The following is an 18,242-nucleotide window of genomic DNA, read 5'->3' as shown; positions in this document are numbered from 1 at the left end:
ACTCGGTCAAGTCCGTAGCTGAGCCGAAGACCCATCGTGGCTGCCGGTTTCGCATTCGCGAAGCGGAGATATTCACGACGGGCATCGATTTCGCCTACTTCCCCGATGGTGCACCGCCGTCCGAACCTGCGTCCCCCTACGCCACCACCCACACCTATGTTCCGATGGACGGTCCGTGGTATCGGGTGCAGGTCCACGAACCGTTCGATTAGGCGTCGAGCACCTGTTCGGCGCGGGTGATCACCGGCGGCAGGACCGACCAGGGGAAGTTGATCCAGCGGTCGGTGCGCTTCCAGACGTATTCGCAGTCGACCTCCGAGTGCGGTTTCTGGTAGATCACCGCGCAGCGGACCTCGGCGACCTTGTCCGCGCAGAAGTCGCGCACCAGTTTCAGGGTCGCGCCGGTGTCGGCGACATCGTCGGCCACCAGTACCCGCGCGCCCGCCAGGTCCACCGCCTGCGGCACCGGCGGCAGCATGACCGGCAGATCAAGGCGCTGGTCGACGCCGGTGTAGAACTCGACGTTCATGACGTGCAGGTTCTTGACGTCGAGGGCGTAGCCGAGCGCGCCCGCGACGAAGAGCCCACCGCGGGCGATGGACAGGATGAGATCGGGTTCGAACCCGTCGCCGGCGATCGTCTCGGCCAGCTCGCGGCTCGCGGTACCGAACAGGTCCCAAGTGAGTTCTTCCCGATCCGACATGCGTGGCTCCTTCGACGGTGGTGGAACGAACCTAGACCACCAGCGCGGTGATCGGTTCGCGGCCTCCCCGGTCCGCGCGATAGCGGCCGGGGGCGAGCCCGTGCCGGCGTTTGAATGCGGCGGCGAAGGCATACTCGGAGGAGTAGCCGACCTGACCGGCGATGGTGGCCAGGGTGGCATCGGTGTCGCGCAGCAGGTGCGCGGCGGTGGTCAGACGCCACCAGGTGAGATAGGCCAGCGGGGCGCGGTCCACCAGGGCGGTGAATCGGCGGGCGAGGGTGGCTCGCGACATACCGGCGATCCCGGCCAGTTCCTGGATGGTCCACGGGTGCGCGATGTCCTCGTGCACGGCGCGCAGGACTGCCGCGATGCCCGGATCCTGGAGGGCGGCCGCCCATCCCGTGGCCGGTGCGGTGCTCTCGCGCAGCCAGGTGCGCAGGATCAGCAGCAACAGCACGTCCAGCAGGGCGACCACGGTGCTGGAGGACCCGGGCAGGCCCTGTTCGAGTTCAGCGGCCAGCAGCTCGACGGTGGCGCGCAGCCCCGCGTCGTGTCCGAGCCGGGCGGGCAGGTGCAGCACCTCGGGCAGGCCGTCGAGCAGTGGATGTGCTCGCCGGGGATCGAGTTGGTAAGCGCCGCAGAGCAATACGGTGTCGGCGAGGTCGGAGGTGTGGGTGAGCGCGTGGCCGGACCCGTGTGCCAGGAAGGCCACGTCGCCGACCCGCAGCGTGATCGGGGCGCCGAGTTCGGGAACGAGCAGGCAGGATCCGGCGAGCACGATGTGGAACCCCGCCCCCGGCGCCGCGGCGAACTCGTCGTGCCAGGGCGCGATACGCCGGGTCCGCGAGGAGTGCGGTACGCCGATGCGCATTGCCGAGATCACGTCACTGAGCACATCCATGCATCCATCGTGGCATGAATGAGTCTCCTACGTATCTTTCTGAGTTTCAGGATCATTGGGTGACTCATCGTCTGTCCATACTGTTCTGGACATGTCGAACAACACCATCGCCGTCTACGGCGCGAGCGGCTTCCAGGGCGCGCTCGTGCTCGCCGAACTGGACCGCCGCGGCGGCACAGTCATCCTCGCCGGTCGTGACGCCGAGAAGCTGGAATCCGCTGCTGCCCAAGCGAATCTGACCGACGCCGAGGTGCGGGTGGCCACCGTCGACGATGGCGCGGCGCTGGTCGCGGCCTTCCGGGGTGCGGACGCGGTGATCAATTGCGCGGGCCCGTTCACACCCACCGGCGCCCGGGTGGTCGACGCGGCCGTCGCGGCCGGAGCGCACTACGTCGACACCTGTGGTGAACAACTGTTCCTGCACGAGATCTACCGAACCCGTTCCGCCGCGGCGGAATCCGCCGGCGTGACGGTCGTTCCCGCCGCGACCGACGGCGGCGTGCCCGGCGACCTGCTCGCCCGCCTGATCGCGGACCGGCTCGGCCCGCTCGCCGAGCTCACCTCCGTGCACCGCTTCGGCGGCGACGCCGCCATGTCTCGAGGTTCGATCCGCACCATGCTCGGCGTCGCCGACACCATGGCGGACGGGGGTGTGGCCTACCTCGACGGCGCCTGGCGGCCCGGCCCCTTCGACCAGCTCGCGCCGGTCATCCTGCCGGGCGGTACCGAGCCGGTCGCCGTCGGCTCGTTCCCGCTTCAGGAGGCCGTCTCCGTACCGCGTCACACCTCGATCCGCAATGTCCGTGGCGCGGTGGAGGAATCGACCCGGGCGCTGTTCGCGACGCCGCTGACCGACGACATGATCGAAGCCCTGCCGATGGGCCCGACCGCGGCCCAGCGCGCCGCGGGGACCTGGACCATCGTCTTGGACGTCGTCGCCGTAGACGGTCGCCGTGCCCGCGGCGTCATCGAAGGCACCGACACCTACGGCACCACCGCCTCCATCGCCGTCGAGGCCGCCCGCCGCCTCGTCGCCGATCCGCCCGCCGCCGGAGTGCTCGCCCCCGCCCAGGCCTTCGACCCCGCCGATTTCCTGGCCGCGCTGACTCCGCACGGGGTGCGGTGGAGCATCGACATCGATTAGGCGCGGGGTGGATCGAGTTCGCGCGCAACCTCGGAGAGGAGTTCCGGCGCGACAACGCTCAGCGTGGACAAGGGGCGATGCCATGCCCCGGACAGCCAGCCCTCGGCGAGGAAGGATCGCGCCCGGTCGGGTTCCGAGGTTGCCGCGGCCTCGGCCAGCGCGATGAACGCGGTCGCCCGGTGATCCTCGTCGGTGATGCCGCGGGCGGCCGTTTCGGCCTGTTCCAGATCGCCGAGGGTGCAGGCGGCCACCGTGAAGCTGAGCCGGGGGAGGTCGCGGTGTGCGGGGCCGGCGGCCGTGACGAAGGCGCGGGCGCGATCCAGATCATGAATGGCGGCAACGGTTGTCACGAGTTCGGCGAGTGCGACACTGCGTGCCTGTGGGTCGGCGATGGTATCGGCGAGGGCCGAGCATTCGGCGGCAAGTCGCTGCGCGCGGGCGTTATCGGTGCCGCGCGCGACCCGGGCCAGCGCGCACACACGATTCGTGACCTCGGGAATGGTGGCGGCGAGGGCTTCGGCCCGGGAAGGGTACCCGGCGGCCGCCAATGCGGTCGCCAGAACCGCGCAATCCTCGTCCGCCCACACACGCGCGTGGTTCAGGAGATTCTCGGACATTCTGGCGGTCCGCCACACGTTCGAGCGCTCGATTGCCTCGGCGTCTTCGGCGAGTCGGCGCGCGTTCTCCAGGTCGCCGGCAGCGGCCAGCGAGCAGATCAGATAGCCGAAGACCCGTGTGCGCCCCATGCTGTCCGTACGACGGGCGATGTCCTCCGCGACGGTGTGCTCTCCGATGGTGACCAGGGCATGCACCACATTCGAGATGCTGCTGAACAGGTCCGTCTGCTCGGCGAGAGCTCGGAGAAATGCCTTGTCACCCACGATTCGGCGGATCGTTGCTCGATCCGATATCCCAGCAAGGGCTTCCAGCATGCTCGCCAGCAGGATGGTGCGTTTCCGCGAGTCCGCGCTCTGCGTCGATCGTCGGGCGCGATCGATGTCTCCACTCCGTACCAGAGCGGCGACCAATCCCTTGCGGGCGTCGAAATCCTGGCCACCGCGGTCGAAACGTGCGGCGGTCGCCACGCTTTCGGCAACGGTCCGGGCCCGCTCGACGTGGCCGGCGAGGGCGACGGCGAGGGCGATTTCGGTCAACGCACCGGCACGCAATGCCGGCGCCGAGATCGTCCGCGCCAGGGCTCCGGCACGATCGAACCGGCCGATGCCGGCCAGCGTGGTCACGGACTCGGTCAAGAAGTGGTCGTTGGCGCGAATCCATGGCCCGGAAGCGATCTCCTCGGCACGATCGGTGTCGAGCAGCGATCCGATTGCCGCGCTCACGCAGTCCAGCGCATAGCTGTACTCGGCGTTCGTGCTGAAACTGAACATCAAGCCCAGTGCGTCGGAGACGAGCTGTTCCGCGCGTTCGTGGATTCCGACGGTGGAGAGAGCTCTGCTCAGTTCGCTGCGGAGTCCCACGTAGTTGGCATAGCCCATCGAGATATCGGCCAGGATCAGTGCCTCGGTCACGAGCCGATCCGTGAGTTCCCGATCGCCGGACGTGGCGACCGCACCGGCGATCTTCGCGACGGCCTGCGCCTGCGCTGCCGAATCCGGTAGAGCGCTGACAGTTTCGAGTGCGCGCAGAGCGACTCGGCGTGCACGATCATGAGCGCCGAGGCGGATATACGCCCCGGCTACGCGCGCCTCGGCATGGCTCTTGGCGCGGGGCTCGGAGATGGTCCCGGCAAGCGATCCGGCCCGGTCGGCGACCCGTTCGGCGTGCGCGCGGCGTCCGATTCCGTTCAATGCCACAGCGAGCTCGGTCAGGACCGCGACCTGCTCGAAAGTCCCGCCGACAGCGTCGATGAGCGATTCGACAACGGTCGTGATCCGGCGTGCGTCCTGCTCGCCGAGTTCGGGGAGCATCCGGGTCAGCGCTGCGGCGCGCACGTCGAGCTTCGGGATGGCGTGTGCGATGTTCTCGCCGCGTCGCGGTTCACCGATCCGGGCCCAGGCCTGGGGGAGTCGCTCGGGAATATGCTGGTTGCGTCGGCGGAGTTCCTGCCGCCGCCGGGCCAGCCGCATGGTGAGCAGCAAATTCGGTCGGGACCGCGCGACGAGCAACTGCTGCGTCGTGCGGATCTCCATGAGCGCGGCGAGATCACCACCGGCGCTGTCGAGCAACCGATCGTGGCGCCGTTCATCGAGCGCGAGCCGCCCCATGCGCTCGACCTCCTCGAAGTGTTCGAGCATGCGAAAGTACCGTGTGAGCAGGAAATCCGGCGTGCCGGACGGCCAGGCCCGGGCACGGTATCGCTCGGCCCAGTCGTGGATCTCGGACCGATGGACATCCAGTTCCGCGCCGAGCAGTTGCTCGGCGCTGCGCTGGAGCGTCTCATGGGCGAGTACGAAAGTGACTGCGGGCGTTGGGGAGTCGGTCACGTGGATACGCAGGCTGCGGCCGCCGGAGCTGGTCAGCAGGCCGGCGATACGGTAGGGAGGCAAGCCTGTGAGGTCCTCCAGCTCGGTATCGGCGAGTCCATGGGCGACTGCGATCAGGCCGAGCAGGCGCCGATGCTCGGGCGATCCGTTCAGCAGATGCCGGAGCTCGCGGTGCGCGCGCTCGGCGACATCGCGCGCGTGCGCGGACGGTGTGAGCAGATAGCGCGCACCGGCTGCGAGCGGGTGATCGCTCGCGATCGGAATGGCCGGACCGTGCCGGCTGGCGACGATCACCCGCAGGTTCGGGTGCGGCTGCCGGGGGAGCAGGTCGGCGATGGTTGTCTGCAAGGTGGTGAGCCCGAGGTCCTCGTCCAGCCCGTCTACCAGGAGCACGAGCCGTTTGCCCTGGGCGGCACTGTGTTCGGCTGCCTCGGCGAGCAGTTGTTCGCGCAGTCCGTCGCGATTGCCGTTCGTCGAGGCGACGATGGCACGGCGCCGGGGCAGCAGAGCCGCGAGCTGTTCGAGTACGGCCTCGGTGTAGGCGAGGTGGTTGGATTGGCCCGCATAGCGATTGGTGATGAAGAAGCCGATGGCCGTGGTGCCCTCGGGTGGCGTCAGCAGCAGAGCGGACAGCAGGGCGGACTTGCCCGCCCAGGGGTCGGCCCGGATCCACAGGTAGGAGCCGCTGCCCCGGCAGAAGTCGCCGATGAACGCGAGTTCGGCATCTCGGTCGATCAGACCCGCGGCGGGGGCGATGTAACTGGCGACATGCGTGCGATACGGCGACCCGGCCAGCGAGGCGGGTGCCGGTGTGGAGCCGGCGATATAGATGCCGCCGCCGGCGGTGACATTGCTCAGGACGACAGCGAGCGGCTCTATTCCTGAATCCGTGTGGGGCGCAGAATAGTTCGCGTCTTCCCGGGGGGCCCGGCCGGCCCGGACCGATTCGATGACGATCTCGCCGCCGACCTCGAGCTGCTCGCCCAGGACACCGTCACCGGCGGAGTGGACGGCCCCGATCCGGATCGCTGTCGCATGCACGTCCCGTAGATCGATGCCCGCCACCATCCCGCCCCGGGGTCTGCCCGCCCGCAGTGCGGCAAGCAATTCGGTTGCCGTGGTGAGCAACTCGATATCAGCGTCGGCACCGGCAGCGTCCAGCCGGCGCGCCAGAGCGCGGCGTGCGGATTCGGTGCGCAGTTCCGGCAGCTCGACCTGGGGGTAGCGCCCGTGAATCGAATCCCGCAACTCGGTGTAGGGGCGCAAGCCGGTGCCGGCGCCCGCGGCCAGCGCCGCGACGACCACCCCCACCAGACCGTTCATACGCAGGATCATGAACGACCTGCTCGAACCCCGTCAATCACGCGGCCGGGAATTCGGATCCGGCCGAGCGAATACCTGGTCGGCGACGGCCGCGCCGAGTTCGATCGGTCGAATGGTTCGCAGCTTCCCTCTCGGCGCCGCTGGTCGGCGCACCATGATCGCGCCGGGTGACCGATGGTGGCGGTGAGCATCCGGACTCCGGCTGCGCACCGCCGGATACCCGGTGTGCGAGCGGTGCTGCCGCTGCTGTCGGTCGTGGTGTTCCTCGCCGTCTGGCAGGCGGTCGCGGTGGCGGGGATCTGGAACGAGATCTTCGTCCCGCGGCCGATCACGGTGTGGCGGGCGGCGGTCGAGATGTCCACGGTGCACGACGATGTCGTCGGTTATCAGGGCTATCTGCTGTGGGAACACCTGTATATGACCTTGCGCCGGGTGCTGGCCGGTGTCGTCGTCGGGATCGTTCTCGGTGTGGCGCTGGGTGTCGCGATGGGCACCTTCGGCTGGTTGCGCAGCATTCTGGAGCCCTGGCTCACCTTCCTGCGCGCGCTGCCACCGCTGGCGTATTTCTTCCTGCTGGTGATCTGGCTCGGCATCGACGAGGCGCCCAAGATCACTCTGCTCGCCCTCGCGGCCTTGCCGGCCGCCGCCATCGCCACCACCGCGGCCGTGGCCGCCGCGCCGATCGCGCTGGTCGCGGCCGCACGGGCGCTGGGCGCCACACGCGGCCAGGTGCTTCGCGACGTAGTGCTCCCGGCCGCGCTCCCGGAGACCTTCACCGGTGTCCGCCTCGCCGTCGGTATCGCCTACTCGTCGGTGGTCGCGGCGGAGCTGTTCAACGGCCTGCCCGGTATCGGCGGTGTCGTCAAGGACGCGAGCAACTACAACAACACCCCGGTCGTACTGGTCGGAATCGCCGCCATCGGCCTTTCCGGTCTGGCCATCGATGGTCTGCTGCGTGCGGCCGAACGGCGCACGGTGCCGTGGAGAGGAAAGATATGAGCCCCAGGAGTTCCCGGCTGCGAGCGATCGCGTTCGCGATCATCGGCGCGCTGACGCTGGCGATCGCGGGCTGCGCCGTGGACCGCTCCGGTTCCGACGACGGCAAACCCACGATTCGCTTCGCGTACCAGACGTTTCCGAGCGGTGATCTGATCGTCAAGCACAACCGCTGGCTCGAGGACGCGCTGCCCGGGCACCACATCGAATGGACGAAGTTCGATTCCGGCGCGGATGTGAACACGGCGTTCGTCGCCGGGCAGGTCGACTTCGGCGCACTCGGGTCGAGCCCGGTGGCGCGCGGATTGTCCGCGCCGCTCAACATTCCGTACCAGGTCGCCTACGTGCTGGACGTGGCCGGTGACAACGAGGCGCTGGTGGCGCGCAACGGCACCGGTATCGAGTCGATCGCCGATCTGCGCGGCAAGCGGATCGCGACCGCCTTCGCCTCCACCGCGCACTACAGTCTGCTGGCCACGCTGGACCGAAATGGTCTCGGCGTCAACGAGGTCGAGCTGGTCGACCTGCAACCCGCCGCCTCGCTCGCGGCCTGGGAGCGCGGCGATATCGATGCCGTCTACACCTGGCTGCCGACGCTCGATCAGCTGCGCAAGAGCGGCAAGACCTTGATCACCAGCCGCGAACTCGCCACCGCGGGCAAGCCGACGCTGGATCTGGGCGTGGTGTCCACAGCCTTCGCCCAGGCGCATCCCGAGGTGGTCGACATCTGGCGCAAAGCGCAGACCCGCGCGATCGACACGATCAAGAATCGGCCGGAGGACGCTGCGAAGGCGGTCGCCGCCGAGATCGGCGCCACCCCCGGTGACGCGGCACGGCAGCTGAGCCAAGGTGTGTTCCTGACCAAGCAGCAGCTGACCTCCGGGGAGTGGCTCGGCACCGACGGGGCGGTCGGTCAGGTCGCGGCCAGTCTGCACAGCGCCGCGGAATTCCTGGTCGCGCAGAAGCAGATTCCCGCCGCGCCGACCCGTCAGGCAATCGAAGCGGCGATCTACGTGCGAGGACTGCCCGGTGTCCTCGATTGACGCGCTCGCGCAGGATGATTCGGCCACCTCTGCGGCGCTCGGCCAGGGCGGCATAAGGATTCGGCAGGTCACGCACCGCTTCGGCGCGGTCACCGCGGTCGGGCCGATCGATCTCGACATACCGCCGGGTGAATTCCTGGTGCTGGTCGGTGCTTCCGGCTGCGGCAAGTCCACGTTGCTGCGGCTGATCGCGGGCTTCGCGCCGCCGACCGAGGGCAGTATCGAGGTGTCGGGCACCGCCCCCGCCCCCGGTCGCACGGCCGGCATCGTGTTCCAGCAGCCGCGGCTGTTCCCGTGGAAAACGGTGGGCGGCAATGTCGAACTCGCGTTGAAGTACGCCGGGGTGCCCGCCGGTCAGCGCGGCGCGCGACGTGACGAACTGCTGCGACAGGTCGGCCTCGACGACATCGCGCACCGCCGGATCTGGGAGATATCCGGCGGTCAGCAGCAACGTGTCGCCATCGCTCGCGCATCGGCCGCCGAGCACTCCCTGCTGCTGCTCGACGAGCCGTTCGCCGCCCTGGACGCCCTGACCCGGGAACGTCTCCAGGACGACCTGCGCCGTGTCGGCTCCGAATCGGGCCGCACCGCTGTCTTCGTCACCCACAGCGCCGACGAGGCCGTCTTCCTGGGCTCCCGCATCGTGGTCTTGACCAAGTCCCCGGGCCGGATCGCCCTGGATCTTCGCGTCGACCTACCTCGCGCCGGCGTCGACCCGGACGACCTGCGCGCTGCGCCGGAGTTCGCCGCACTGCGCCGTGAAGTCGGCCTGGCGGTCAAATCCGCCGCCCTCGCCTGACCCGGCACAGTCCTGATCGGCGGTCACCGTGGGTACGGCTCGCAGGCCACGCCATCGTCGTCGCGATCGAGCGGGGGACGATAGCCGGGGTCGCCGCGATACAGGGGAGCGGCGCCCGCGGCCCGGGCGGCGTCACAGTCCGGGTAGTAGACGTCGGGCGAGGCTTGGACAGCCGCCGGGAAGGCGGTGATCAATGCCGCTGCGGCACAGACGGCAGCCAGCAAACTTGCGGCTCTTGCTCGACTGGAGGTTCTCGTCCGCCGAGATGTGGCGAGATCGGTGATTGTGTTCATGTCGGATCCTCGGAAGCCTTGCCGACCGGGTGGTCGGAGGGGTGATATCGGCGGCTTCGGCCAGGCGGAGTCCGCCGTCTGGAAATCTACGCGCGTATCCGGCCGCTCGACGGAATGTTTACTAAATATTTGCCACTGAGCAGTGCGATCACCTGCTGTCTCACGCCCGGCATTCGTGGTGGCGTGCGCTGGACCCGATGCCGTGGGGTGGCCGTTTCGCTGCTGTGGGGCATTCCGCGCTTTGTGGTCAACAACTTACGTCCCCTCTGCGGCGCTGGGAAACAGTCGGATACTCCTGACCGTCAACTGCTGTTTCCGTCGAACTCACCTGGTGTTCAACACTATTGAACCAATGTGGTCGAACACGGTTCGATCCCAGATGTTTTCGAGGTGTAGCGGCGCCGAGCTCGATGCTGTACGTTTGCTCGTGGAGTTGCCAAAAGTTATCTGTGCGAAAGGAATTCTCGAATGACGTTCGAAGCCACGGGGGCCATCGGCGATCACTACAACGAAGCGGGTGGCGCATCCAGCCCGCTCGGCGCACCGACTTCCGCCGAGCTGGACGCGCCCAACGGCGGCAAGTATCAGGAATTCGCCGGCGGCGTCATCTACTTCCAGCTGCCGACCGGAGCCAAGACCGTCTACGGCGCCATTCGCGCCGCGTGGGAGGCCGAGGGCGGCGCCGGTGGCCGCCTGGGCTACCCGACCTCCGACGAGCTCGACATCGAGGGCGGCAAGGTCAGCCACTTCGAGAACGGCTCGATCAGCTACTCGATCGCCGACGACGCCGTGACGGTCAACGCGAACTAGCGTCCGGTCTGATTCGGCGGGGTACCGGTCATGTGGCCGGTGCCCCGCCGGCCACGGTGATCGGCTCGAAGTTCCCTTCGATGTGATCTGTGGCCCCTGACCTTGGCGTTGTCCTCGGCACAGGTAAAATCGGTGGTTCTTGTGTTCGATTCGCCGCACAATTCGGGCGGCTACCGCCCAGCACCGCTGATACCTGTGAGGAGCACGTCTGTGATCACCGCGACCGACCTGGAGGTCCGGGCCGGAGTCCGCACGCTGTTGTCGGCGCCGGGCCCGGCGCTGCGGGTACAGGCGGGCGACCGGATCGGGTTGGTCGGGCGCAACGGCGCGGGAAAGACCACGACGCTGCGCATCCTGGCCGGTGAGGGCGAGCCGTACGCGGGCAAGATCCTGCGTTCGAGCGATATCGGGTACCTGCCGCAGGACCCGAAAGAGGGCAACCTCGATGTGCTGGCGCGCGACCGGGTGCTCTCGGCGCGCGGGCTGGACACCCTGCTGCACGAGATGGAGAAGCAGCAGGCGCTGATGGCCGAGGTCGCCGACGAGAAACTACGTGACCAGGCGGTGCGCAAATACGGTCGCCTCGAGGAGCGGTTCTCGGCTCTCGGCGGCTACGTGGCCGAGAGCGAAGCGGCCCGCATCTGCAACAGCCTCGGCCTGCCCGACCGGGTGCTCGGCCAGGCGCTGCGCACCCTCTCCGGCGGCCAGCGACGCCGAATCGAGTTGGCGCGCATCCTGTTCGCCGCCTCCGACGGCAGCGGCGGCCGCTCCGACACCATCCTGCTGCTGGACGAGCCGACCAACCACCTCGACGCCGACTCCATCACCTGGCTGCGTGGGTTCCTGCAGAACCACGACGGCGGCCTGATCGTGATCAGCCACGACGTCGAACTGCTCGGCGACGTGGTGAACAAGGTGTGGTTCCTGGACGCGGTGCGCGGCGAGGCCGACGTCTACAACATGGGCTGGAAGAAGTATCTCGACGCCCGGGCCACCGATGAACAGCGCCGGGTCCGCGAACGCGCCAATGCCGAGAAGAAGGCCAGCGCGCTCAAGCAGCAGGCGGCCAAGCTCGGCGCGAAGGCGACGAAAGCCGTTGCGGCCCAGAACATGGCCAAGCGCGCCGACCGCCTGCTGGCCGAGCTGGACGACGTCCGCGTGGCCGACAAGGTGGCCCGGATCAAGTTCCCCGAACCGGCCGCGTGCGGCAAGACGCCGCTGATGGCGGAGAACCTGACCAAGCTGTACGGCTCGCTGGAGATCTTCACCGGCGTGAACCTGGCCATCGACCGCGGCAGCCGCGTCGTCATCCTGGGGCTCAACGGTGCGGGTAAGACCACCCTGCTACGCCTGCTGGCCGGAGTGGAGACCCCGACGGCCGGTGAGCTGGTTCCCGGGCACGGCCTGAAGATCGGCTACTTCGCCCAGGAGCACGACACCCTCGACGATCAGGCCACGGTGTGGGAGAACATCCGCCACGCCGCCCCGGACGCGGGCGAGCAGGAGCTGCGCGGCCTGCTGGGCGCGTTCATGTTCTCCGGTCCGCAGCTCGAGCAGCCGGCGGGCACGCTGTCCGGCGGTGAGAAGACCCGGCTGGCCCTGGCCGGTCTGGTGTCCTCGGCCGCCAACGTGCTGCTGCTGGACGAGCCGACCAACAACCTGGATCCGGTCTCGCGCGAACAGGTGCTCGATGCGCTGCGCACCTATGCCGGCGCGGTGGTGCTGGTGACCCACGATCCCGGCGCGGCGGAGGCGTTGTCGCCGGAGCGGGTCATTCTACTGCCGGACGGCGCGGAGGATCACTGGTCCGCCGAATACTTGGAACTTATTCAGCTTGCGTGATTTTCATCACAAACACCCGTTGATCACGGCCTGATCGTTGCTTAGCCTGGAATGACGCGCTGCTCGGCGACTCGGAGGAAGCCATGAGCGATCGGACATCATCAGGCAAGTCCACATTGGGCAAGGGCACCCGCGTCACGGGCAAATCCCGTGACCGTCTGCAATCCCAACTCAAGAAACAGTACGAGGCGGGTGCCAGCATCCGGTCCCTGGCACGGTCGACGGGGCGCTCCTACGGCTTCATCCACAACGTGCTGGTGGAGTCGCATGTGCAACTCCGCAGCCGCGGGGGCGCCAACCGGCGCAAGGCCCAATAGGTCAGCGCTGCGGAACCGTCCCGTCACCCTGGACCAGCAGGTTGGCGAGGCTGCGGAACAACGGCAGGCCCGTCTTGATCTCGAGATAGGCGAACTGGCCCTGCGGATTGACCTCCAGGAAGTAGTACTCCCCATCGAGGCCGAGCCGCAGGTCCAGGACGCCGAAACTCAGGCCCAGCGCGCCCATCAGGGTGGCCAGAGACTTGCTGACCGAGGCGGGCAGCTGTTCCCGGCGGAATTCGACCGAGGTGTCCAGGCGGGAATCGACGCGTCCGACCCCGGCCTGGGAATCGATGCGCACCGTCCACTCGACGCCGTCGACCCAGACGATCCGCAGATCGCATTCGGCGTCGATGTAGTCCTGGAAAGTGGTCGGAGCCGACCGGATCGCGGCGAGCTTTCCGAAGTCGGCCCGGGTGATGATCCGGGTCTCCGCGAACTCGCCGCGCCCGGTCCCGGTGCGCTTGTAAACCACTGCGCCCGGGCGGGATTCGGTGAAACTGCGGGCCTCGTCCGGGTCGTTGGTGATCAGCGTTTCGGGCACCGCGAACCCGGCCCGCTGGGCGGTCTCCAACTGCACGATCTTGCGGCTCGCGGTGCGGTCCGCGCCCGGATCGTTGATCCAGGCGGCGGGTATGGACCACAGCAGACCCTGGATGAAGCCGTCGCACTCGGCCTGCCGGAACGAATCGTCGGAGGCGCGGACCCCCGCGGGCACCTGTGCCTGATGCGGCCGCCGCCACCACACCGAACGCACGTCGTCCAGGCCGAACAAGTGCGACAGTGAACGAGAGGTGCCGTCGCGGTCGAGCCGGAAACTGCCTGACTCACGCGGGAAATCACGCAGGTCGAGCTGAATCGGGTTGAGCCCGTGGTGTTCTCGCAACGTCACCGCCATCGCGCTGGCATGGAGATCGTCGTTCTCGGAGACGATGAGTACCGAGCCGGGACGGTGCGTAGCCATGGCGGATCAGTCGAGACTGTCGCAGTTGATGCCGTCGTCGCTGCCATTGTGGGATTTGGTCTGGCAGTAGGTGTACGTCGCGCCGCTGCCCGCGACCTCGGCGAGTTGCAGCCGGTCCGCCCACGAGGTGGTGAGTTGTTGCAGCAGTTCGTCTCCCAGTGCCAGCGACGGCGCCGCGTCCAGGGTCATCGGGCGCTCGACCAGGTCGACGCGGAGCCGTCGGGTGAAATCGGCGTGGGCGCCGGGCCGGATGTCGACGAGGACCGAATCGCCCGCCGCGGCCCGGGTGCTCGAGGTTGCCGAATCGAGGATGCGCAGCACATCCGAGCGCTGGAAGGTCCAGGTGCCCTCGGTGACCCGCACGCTGATATCGCGCGCGGATTCGGCCACCAATACGCCCTGAAGTGCGGGAACACCGTCCCCTGTTGGCCGGGCGGCGGGGACGTGGATTGCTTCGGTCATAACGTGCGCTCCGATCTGCTCGCGATTTGCCAGGACCCCCGAACGGGAACTGGATCATAACGCGGGCGCGATACCCTCCGGCCCGGTTCGACAGATTTCACGGCCGGTGATGCCTGGGGTCGGGGGCCGGGATCGGCTCGCACCGAAAGATTTTCGGCGCGGACCCGACCGGCATTGAGCAAACCTGTAGTTATTCTCGTTTGACTGACTTCATGTGCGAATTGCCGGAAAATTCGCCCGGGCGTGTTATTCGAGTCCGAACAGCTCCGGACGCTCGGACAGCGCGCGGAATCGCTCACGCGGATCGGCCACCAGTTTGCGTGCGTTCAGATCCATCACGCCGCCGGTCACCGTGACGGTCGCCGACACGGTGCCGTCGAGCTTGCGGATCTCCTGGCGCATACGGAAGGTCTTGCCCTCACCCCACAGGAACTCACACGTCACCTCGATCTCGTCGCCACCGCGCAGCTCCCGCTGATACCGGATGTTGTTCTCCAGCACGACCGGTGCGAAGCCGCTGCTCAGCAGCTTGTCCTGGCCGACGCCGGCGGCGCGCAGCAACTCCCAGCGCGCATGCTCGGCGTACTGGAGGTAGACGGCCTGATTCACGTGGCCCAGACTGTCGAGCTCGTAACCGCGGACGGTGATGGGGACAGAGAAGGTCATAACCTGGCGAACCCCGGGCAGGGGTGGATTTGTTCCCGCCTCCCGGTGATAGCTGGGCCACACTCGCCGGGGCCAGGATAAGGCCCGGGCTCGCTGCGAAGGAGTCGTCGAATCGCTTGTCCGCCGGTCGCGCGCTCCCGTTGGATGACTCCGTGGCCGACGCCGGACGCCGTGTCGTGCTGTCGAATTCGGTCCGGAACGAGGTTCGTGATCTCGCACCAGCGATCAGCCGAGCAGCTGATCGAGCGGCGTTGGGCCGGTACCGGCGGACTTTCTCGGTGCGCCGCCCGTTCCCCGGTTCCCGTTGCTGCTCGGGGTCCTCGCGGGGGTGGGCATGCTGGCATCGGCGCTGGGCTTCGTGGGCGGTTCGGACCTGCTCGGCGTACTGGGTGCCGTCCGGGCGGCCGGGCTGGGCTTGCGGTTGCTGCGGTGGGATCTGCCGTGGCGGGCCGCCATGGCGGGTCACCCGGACCGCGCTCGGCGAAGGCGGTCGGGTCGCGCTGTGGCTCGAGGTGATCGTGTACGAGGGGATCGTCTCGGCCTATGTCGGTTTCGACGGCAGATCCGTTCTGCTGCTGGCTGTTCCGGTGACCATGCGGGAGAACCCGGATGTGTTCCTGGCGCTGGCGCGGGAGTTGCGCACCCGATGATCGGTACCCGCGCCAAGATTCCGTAAAGGGCGGGCGAATGCCGTCAACGGGGCGTCAATTCGAGATCGCGGTCCTTCTGGCTCCGATTTCCGCGTGCCACAGTCGAACTCCGTGTCGGATGTGAAAAGGGGTGGCTGGTGCCGAATCTGGATGTGACGCCGGGGCAGTTGCGCGGTGCGGCAGGTCGGATGGCCGACCTGCGCGACCGGGTCGACGGCGTGCGGCGGACCCTGGAATCCGCGCTGGCCGTGAAGGGAAGCGCCTGGGGCGCAGACGGTTACGGAAGCACCTTCGCCGACGGGCCCGAAGGCTACCTGGCCGCGCACGACAATCTGCTGCTCGGCCTCGCCGACACCGCCGCGACGCTCGGCTCCTACGCCGACGGCCAGCTCGAGGCCGCCGCACTGCTCGCCCGCACCGACCAGAGCTCGATCCGGTAGCGCATTGTTCATCGACATTCCCGGCGAGCTGGAATGGCTCGGCTGGATCGCCGGTTCGGATTGGCCCGACGGCGACGAAGACGCAATGTGCGGAATACGAAGCGGCCCCACCCCCGAAAGATTCGCTGTGGAAACCGCAGTCCTTGCCTGACCCCCAGCCTGAGCCGGAACCTGAGCCGGAACCTGAGCCCGAGCCGGAGCCGGAGCCGGAGCCGGAACCCGAGCCGGAGCCTGAGCCTGAGCCGGAACCCGAACCTGAGCCTGAGCCGGAGGCGGAATCCGAGCCGGAATCCGAAACTTGACCTCGGGACTCGGAACGGGAACCTGCGCCGGAGCCTGAGTGGTCCTATCGGCGGATGCCGGATTTCGGCACCGCTTCGGGATCAGTTCTGGAACTGCGGCGGCGGATCGAGGTGGGTTTCGATCGTGAGGTGCTCCGGGCCTGGAACAGGCGTCGTCCCACCCGTGATCAGAACTATTCGCCACTTCGCACACGGGAGCGTACGGGTGTTGTCGCGCACGCGGTTACGCCGGTGTTGTCGCGTCTGGCGATGTGCGGGGGTGGGTGGGTCTGTGTGCCTGTCGGGCGGGCAGGTGGATTCGCGGAGGGGCGAGGCCGGCGTGTGCGGTGCGCGATGTCGTGTGCTGGATCGACCGAAATGTGTTGCCCGATGATGAGATCGGCTACCCCGCATCGTGGGGGCGGAGGCATGGTGAGCGGACTGTCTCGGTGTGGCCGCCGTTCAGCGGCGTCGGGCGTTGCGCTCGGCCCACCAATTGGGGGCGTCGACGAAGTGGTTGTCGAATTCTTCCTGGGCGGCGAGCAGGGCTTCGAAGGTGGCTTCGCCCTTGCTGATTCGGTCCAGCAGACGGAAGTACTCGAAGCGTTCGACGCCGGGCATGAGGGCGATCAGGATGCGGGCGGAGGTGTCGGGGGTGGCGCCGAAGGCGTGCGGCATGAGCCGGGGGACGACGAGGGAACCGCCCGCGCCGACGGTGATGATCTCGTCCCCGGCCAGGACCTGCAGTTCGCCGTCCGCGACGTAGAACAGCTCGCTGGACTTCGTGTGGAAGTGAGGTGCGGCGCCGTCGGCGCCCGGCGCCATCGTGACCTCCAGGGTGCTGACCGCGCCGCCGGTCTCGTCGGCGTCGAGCAGCAGCCGGACCTGTCCGGTGGCGTTGCCGAAGGTCTCGGCGTCCTGCGGCTGACGGATCGCTGCGGTGCTCACGTCTACTCCGTTCGGTGGTTGATAATTCGCTACCGAACTATATCTGAGCGAATAGAATCCTGTCCATGGGTGAACCGAAGCGCGATCCGGTCGACGTGATCGCCGAGCAGTGGCGACGCGAACGACCGGATCTGGATCTGGCGGCGATGGCGATCCTGGGCCGGCTGGGCCGGCTGCTGGCCGTGGCCATGCCGAAGATCGAGGCCGTATTCGCCGAGTACGGCCTGCAACGGGGTGAATTCGATGTGCTCGCGGCCCTGCGGCGGTCCGGGGAGCCGTTCGAGCTCAACCCGTCGGTCATCGCCGACACCCTCATGCTCTCGCGCGCGGGCATGACCGGCCGCCTGGACCGCCTCGAATCGGCCGGTCTGGTCCGTCGCACGGCCGACGCCGCGGACCGGCGCGCCATCCGGGTAGCGCTTACCGAGCCGGGCAGAGAACTGATCGACCGTGTGGTCGTCGACCACGTCGACAACGAAACGCGCTTGCTATCGGTACTTTCCGAATACGACCGCGGCGAACTCGACCGCATCACGCGGGTGCTGCTCGACAGCCTGGAGGGTTGACGGCAGGGCCGGATCAGTCCTTGCGCCGCACCGACGCCTCGACGAGATCGAGGACAGCCGAGAGGTTTTCGTTGGTGTGCCCGGAGGCGATACGGGCGATCAAACCGTCCAGGACCAGGTCCAGGTAGCCGAGCAGGACATCGGTGGGTACATCGTCGCGCAAGGCGCCTGCGGCTTTGCGGCGTTCGAGCCGGGCCAGGGTGGCGGCGGTGAGTTCGGCGGAGCGCTGGGTCCAGCCGGAACGGAAGTCGGGGTCGGTCCGCAGGCGTCTGGCGATCTCCAAACGCGTTCCGAGCCAGTTGAATTGCTCGGGGTGGGCCAGCATATCGCGCATGACCTGCACGAGGCCCTGGTTGGCCGCGACATCGGCCATGCGTTCGGCGTCCTCCTGGGCGAGGGCGAAGAACAGGGCATCCTTGTCGCGGAAGTGGTGGAAGATCGCGCCGCGGGACAAGCCGATGGCTTCCTCGAGCCGGCGCACCGTGGCGCCGTCGTAGCCGTATTCGCCGAAGCAGCGGCGGGCGCCGTCCAGGATCTGATTGCGCCGGGCGACGAGATGGTCGTCGCTGACCTTGGGCATGGCGGACTCCTCCGGGCGGAACGGGCAGTACCGAAAGCGGGTCATGCGGGCAGGTCCGCGCACCGCACGT

The 18,242-nt window shown here is 68.1% G+C and carries 19 protein-coding genes; 10 read left to right on the top strand and 9 right to left on the bottom strand.

From position 1 onward, the window contains the following. Nucleotides 1–208: 208 nt before the first annotated feature. Nucleotides 209–703: a phosphoribosyltransferase gene (locus ACFVMC_RS18950; protein ID WP_379211878.1), complete on the bottom strand. Its 495-nt coding sequence runs from the start codon at nt 701–703 to the stop codon at nt 209–211. A 31-nt stretch (nt 704–734) separates the two neighbouring features. Next, the gene (locus ACFVMC_RS18945) at nt 735–1,604 is read right to left on the bottom strand and encodes an AraC family transcriptional regulator (protein ID WP_379211876.1); all 870 of its coding nucleotides are present in this window, start codon (nt 1,602–1,604) and stop codon (nt 735–737) included. Between the two features lie 91 nt (nt 1,605–1,695). Between ACFVMC_RS18945 and ACFVMC_RS18940 the strand changes: the two genes are divergently transcribed. Beyond that, nucleotides 1,696–2,748: a saccharopine dehydrogenase family protein gene (locus ACFVMC_RS18940; RefSeq protein ID WP_379211874.1), complete on the top strand. Its 1,053-nt coding sequence runs from the start codon at nt 1,696–1,698 to the stop codon at nt 2,746–2,748. Here the strand turns inward: ACFVMC_RS18940 and ACFVMC_RS18935 are convergent. After that, a complete protein-coding gene (locus tag ACFVMC_RS18935; protein WP_379211872.1) occupies nt 2,745–6,515 on the bottom strand; it encodes a hypothetical protein in 3,771 nt (1,256 codons plus the stop codon). The two genes, ACFVMC_RS18940 and ACFVMC_RS18935, sit on opposite strands and share 4 nt — an antisense overlap. A gap of 174 nt (nt 6,516–6,689) precedes the next feature. On the opposite strand from ACFVMC_RS18935, the gene ACFVMC_RS18930 reads away from it, so the two are divergent. Genes ACFVMC_RS18930 through ACFVMC_RS18920 form a run of 3 tightly spaced genes read left to right on the top strand, consistent with a single transcriptional unit; the run spans nt 6,690 to nt 9,353 of the window. Continuing rightward, nucleotides 6,690–7,514, top strand: a complete 825-nt coding sequence (locus tag ACFVMC_RS18930) for an ABC transporter permease (RefSeq protein WP_379211870.1) — start codon at nt 6,690–6,692, stop codon at nt 7,512–7,514. Further along, nucleotides 7,511–8,554: an ABC transporter substrate-binding protein gene (locus ACFVMC_RS18925; protein ID WP_379211868.1), complete on the top strand. Its 1,044-nt coding sequence runs from the start codon at nt 7,511–7,513 to the stop codon at nt 8,552–8,554. The genes ACFVMC_RS18930 and ACFVMC_RS18925 overlap by 4 nt, the downstream gene beginning before the upstream one ends. Continuing rightward, entirely contained in the window at nt 8,541–9,353 is an 813-nt protein-coding gene (locus tag ACFVMC_RS18920; RefSeq protein ID WP_379211866.1) for an ABC transporter ATP-binding protein, read from the top strand. The genes ACFVMC_RS18925 and ACFVMC_RS18920 overlap by 14 nt, the downstream gene beginning before the upstream one ends. Before the next feature lie 23 nt (nt 9,354–9,376). Here ACFVMC_RS18920 and ACFVMC_RS18915 read toward each other — a convergent pair whose 3' ends face one another. Continuing rightward, a complete protein-coding gene (locus ACFVMC_RS18915; protein WP_379211864.1) occupies nt 9,377–9,646 on the bottom strand; it encodes an excalibur calcium-binding domain-containing protein in 270 nt (89 codons plus the stop codon). A gap of 468 nt (nt 9,647–10,114) precedes the next feature. On the opposite strand from ACFVMC_RS18915, the gene ACFVMC_RS18910 reads away from it, so the two are divergent. The 3 genes from ACFVMC_RS18910 to ACFVMC_RS18900 all read left to right on the top strand — a co-directional run bounded on the left by ACFVMC_RS18910 (nt 10,115) and on the right by ACFVMC_RS18900 (nt 12,615). Beyond that, nucleotides 10,115–10,456 carry an LGFP repeat-containing protein gene (locus ACFVMC_RS18910; RefSeq protein ID WP_379211862.1) on the top strand — a complete coding sequence of 114 codons (342 nt, stop codon included), beginning with the start codon at nt 10,115–10,117 and terminating at the stop codon, nt 10,454–10,456. A 210-nt stretch (nt 10,457–10,666) separates the two neighbouring features. Continuing rightward, nucleotides 10,667–12,298: an ABC-F family ATP-binding cassette domain-containing protein gene (locus ACFVMC_RS18905; protein WP_379211860.1), complete on the top strand. Its 1,632-nt coding sequence runs from the start codon at nt 10,667–10,669 to the stop codon at nt 12,296–12,298. Between the two features lie 83 nt (nt 12,299–12,381). Continuing rightward, nucleotides 12,382–12,615 carry a helix-turn-helix domain-containing protein gene (locus ACFVMC_RS18900; RefSeq protein WP_379211858.1) on the top strand — a complete coding sequence of 78 codons (234 nt, stop codon included), beginning with the start codon at nt 12,382–12,384 and terminating at the stop codon, nt 12,613–12,615. 1 nt (nt 12,616) lies between these two features. Here ACFVMC_RS18900 and ACFVMC_RS18895 read toward each other — a convergent pair whose 3' ends face one another. The 3 genes from ACFVMC_RS18895 to ACFVMC_RS18885 form a co-directional block, all read right to left on the bottom strand. Then, complete coding sequence (locus ACFVMC_RS18895) at nt 12,617–13,579, bottom strand: hypothetical protein (RefSeq protein ID WP_379211857.1); 963 nt, start codon at nt 13,577–13,579, stop codon at nt 12,617–12,619. Between the two features lie 6 nt (nt 13,580–13,585). Next, nucleotides 13,586–14,041, bottom strand: coding sequence for a hypothetical protein (locus ACFVMC_RS18890; protein WP_379211855.1), 456 nt, complete (start codon nt 14,039–14,041; stop codon nt 13,586–13,588). A gap of 246 nt (nt 14,042–14,287) precedes the next feature. Next, on the bottom strand, nt 14,288–14,707 hold the full coding sequence (locus ACFVMC_RS18885) for an acyl-CoA thioesterase (protein WP_379211853.1): 420 nt from the start codon (nt 14,705–14,707) through the stop codon (nt 14,288–14,290). A 389-nt stretch (nt 14,708–15,096) separates the two neighbouring features. On the opposite strand from ACFVMC_RS18885, the gene ACFVMC_RS18880 reads away from it, so the two are divergent. Next, nucleotides 15,097–15,357, top strand: coding sequence for a hypothetical protein (locus ACFVMC_RS18880; RefSeq protein ID WP_379211852.1), 261 nt, complete (start codon nt 15,097–15,099; stop codon nt 15,355–15,357). A gap of 137 nt (nt 15,358–15,494) precedes the next feature. Further along, complete coding sequence (locus tag ACFVMC_RS18875; RefSeq protein WP_379211850.1) at nt 15,495–15,797, top strand: WXG100 family type VII secretion target; 303 nt, start codon at nt 15,495–15,497, stop codon at nt 15,795–15,797. A gap of 743 nt (nt 15,798–16,540) precedes the next feature. Here ACFVMC_RS18875 and ACFVMC_RS18870 read toward each other — a convergent pair. Continuing rightward, complete coding sequence (locus ACFVMC_RS18870; RefSeq protein WP_379212415.1) at nt 16,541–17,011, bottom strand: cupin domain-containing protein; 471 nt, start codon at nt 17,009–17,011, stop codon at nt 16,541–16,543. An 80-nt stretch (nt 17,012–17,091) separates the two neighbouring features. Here ACFVMC_RS18870 and ACFVMC_RS18865 point away from each other — a divergent pair, with 80 nt between their 5' ends. Then, the gene (locus ACFVMC_RS18865) at nt 17,092–17,592 is read left to right on the top strand and encodes a MarR family winged helix-turn-helix transcriptional regulator (protein ID WP_379211848.1); all 501 of its coding nucleotides are present in this window, start codon (nt 17,092–17,094) and stop codon (nt 17,590–17,592) included. Between the two features lie 13 nt (nt 17,593–17,605). Here the strand turns inward: ACFVMC_RS18865 and ACFVMC_RS18860 are convergent, their stop codons facing one another. Next, the gene (locus ACFVMC_RS18860; RefSeq protein WP_379211846.1) at nt 17,606–18,172 is read right to left on the bottom strand and encodes a TetR/AcrR family transcriptional regulator; all 567 of its coding nucleotides are present in this window, start codon (nt 18,170–18,172) and stop codon (nt 17,606–17,608) included. Nucleotides 18,173–18,242: the final 70 nt, after the last annotated feature.

The organism is Nocardia sp. NPDC127579 (genome assembly GCF_042672005.1).
Lineage (GTDB): Bacteria > Actinomycetota > Actinomycetes > Mycobacteriales > Mycobacteriaceae > Nocardia.
Note: the sequence above shows the minus strand (reverse complement) of the source record. Positions and strands in the feature narration are given on the sequence as shown.

Excerpts from the sequence above, each read along its gene's own strand:
- ACFVMC_RS18950 (WP_379211878.1), bottom strand. The coding sequence starts at position 703 with ATGTCGGATCGGGAAGAACTCACTTGGGACCTGTTCGGTACCGCGAGC.
- ACFVMC_RS18945 (WP_379211876.1), bottom strand. The coding sequence starts at position 1,604 with ATGGATGTGCTCAGTGACGTGATCTCGGCAATGCGCATCGGCGTACCG.
- ACFVMC_RS18940 (WP_379211874.1), top strand. The coding sequence starts at position 1,696 with ATGTCGAACAACACCATCGCCGTCTACGGCGCGAGCGGCTTCCAGGGC.
- ACFVMC_RS18935 (WP_379211872.1), bottom strand. The coding sequence starts at position 6,515 with ATGAACGGTCTGGTGGGGGTGGTCGTCGCGGCGCTGGCCGCGGGCGCC.
- ACFVMC_RS18930 (WP_379211870.1), top strand. The coding sequence starts at position 6,690 with ATGGTGGCGGTGAGCATCCGGACTCCGGCTGCGCACCGCCGGATACCC.
- ACFVMC_RS18925 (WP_379211868.1), top strand. The coding sequence starts at position 7,511 with ATGAGCCCCAGGAGTTCCCGGCTGCGAGCGATCGCGTTCGCGATCATC.
- ACFVMC_RS18915 (WP_379211864.1), bottom strand. The coding sequence starts at position 9,646 with ATGAACACAATCACCGATCTCGCCACATCTCGGCGGACGAGAACCTCC.
- ACFVMC_RS18910 (WP_379211862.1), top strand. The coding sequence starts at position 10,115 with ATGACGTTCGAAGCCACGGGGGCCATCGGCGATCACTACAACGAAGCG.
- ACFVMC_RS18900 (WP_379211858.1), top strand. The coding sequence starts at position 12,382 with ATGAGCGATCGGACATCATCAGGCAAGTCCACATTGGGCAAGGGCACC.
- ACFVMC_RS18895 (WP_379211857.1), bottom strand. The coding sequence starts at position 13,579 with ATGGCTACGCACCGTCCCGGCTCGGTACTCATCGTCTCCGAGAACGAC.
- ACFVMC_RS18890 (WP_379211855.1), bottom strand. The coding sequence starts at position 14,041 with ATGACCGAAGCAATCCACGTCCCCGCCGCCCGGCCAACAGGGGACGGT.
- ACFVMC_RS18885 (WP_379211853.1), bottom strand. The coding sequence starts at position 14,707 with ATGACCTTCTCTGTCCCCATCACCGTCCGCGGTTACGAGCTCGACAGT.
- ACFVMC_RS18865 (WP_379211848.1), top strand. The coding sequence starts at position 17,092 with ATGGGTGAACCGAAGCGCGATCCGGTCGACGTGATCGCCGAGCAGTGG.
- ACFVMC_RS18860 (WP_379211846.1), bottom strand. The coding sequence starts at position 18,172 with ATGCCCAAGGTCAGCGACGACCATCTCGTCGCCCGGCGCAATCAGATC.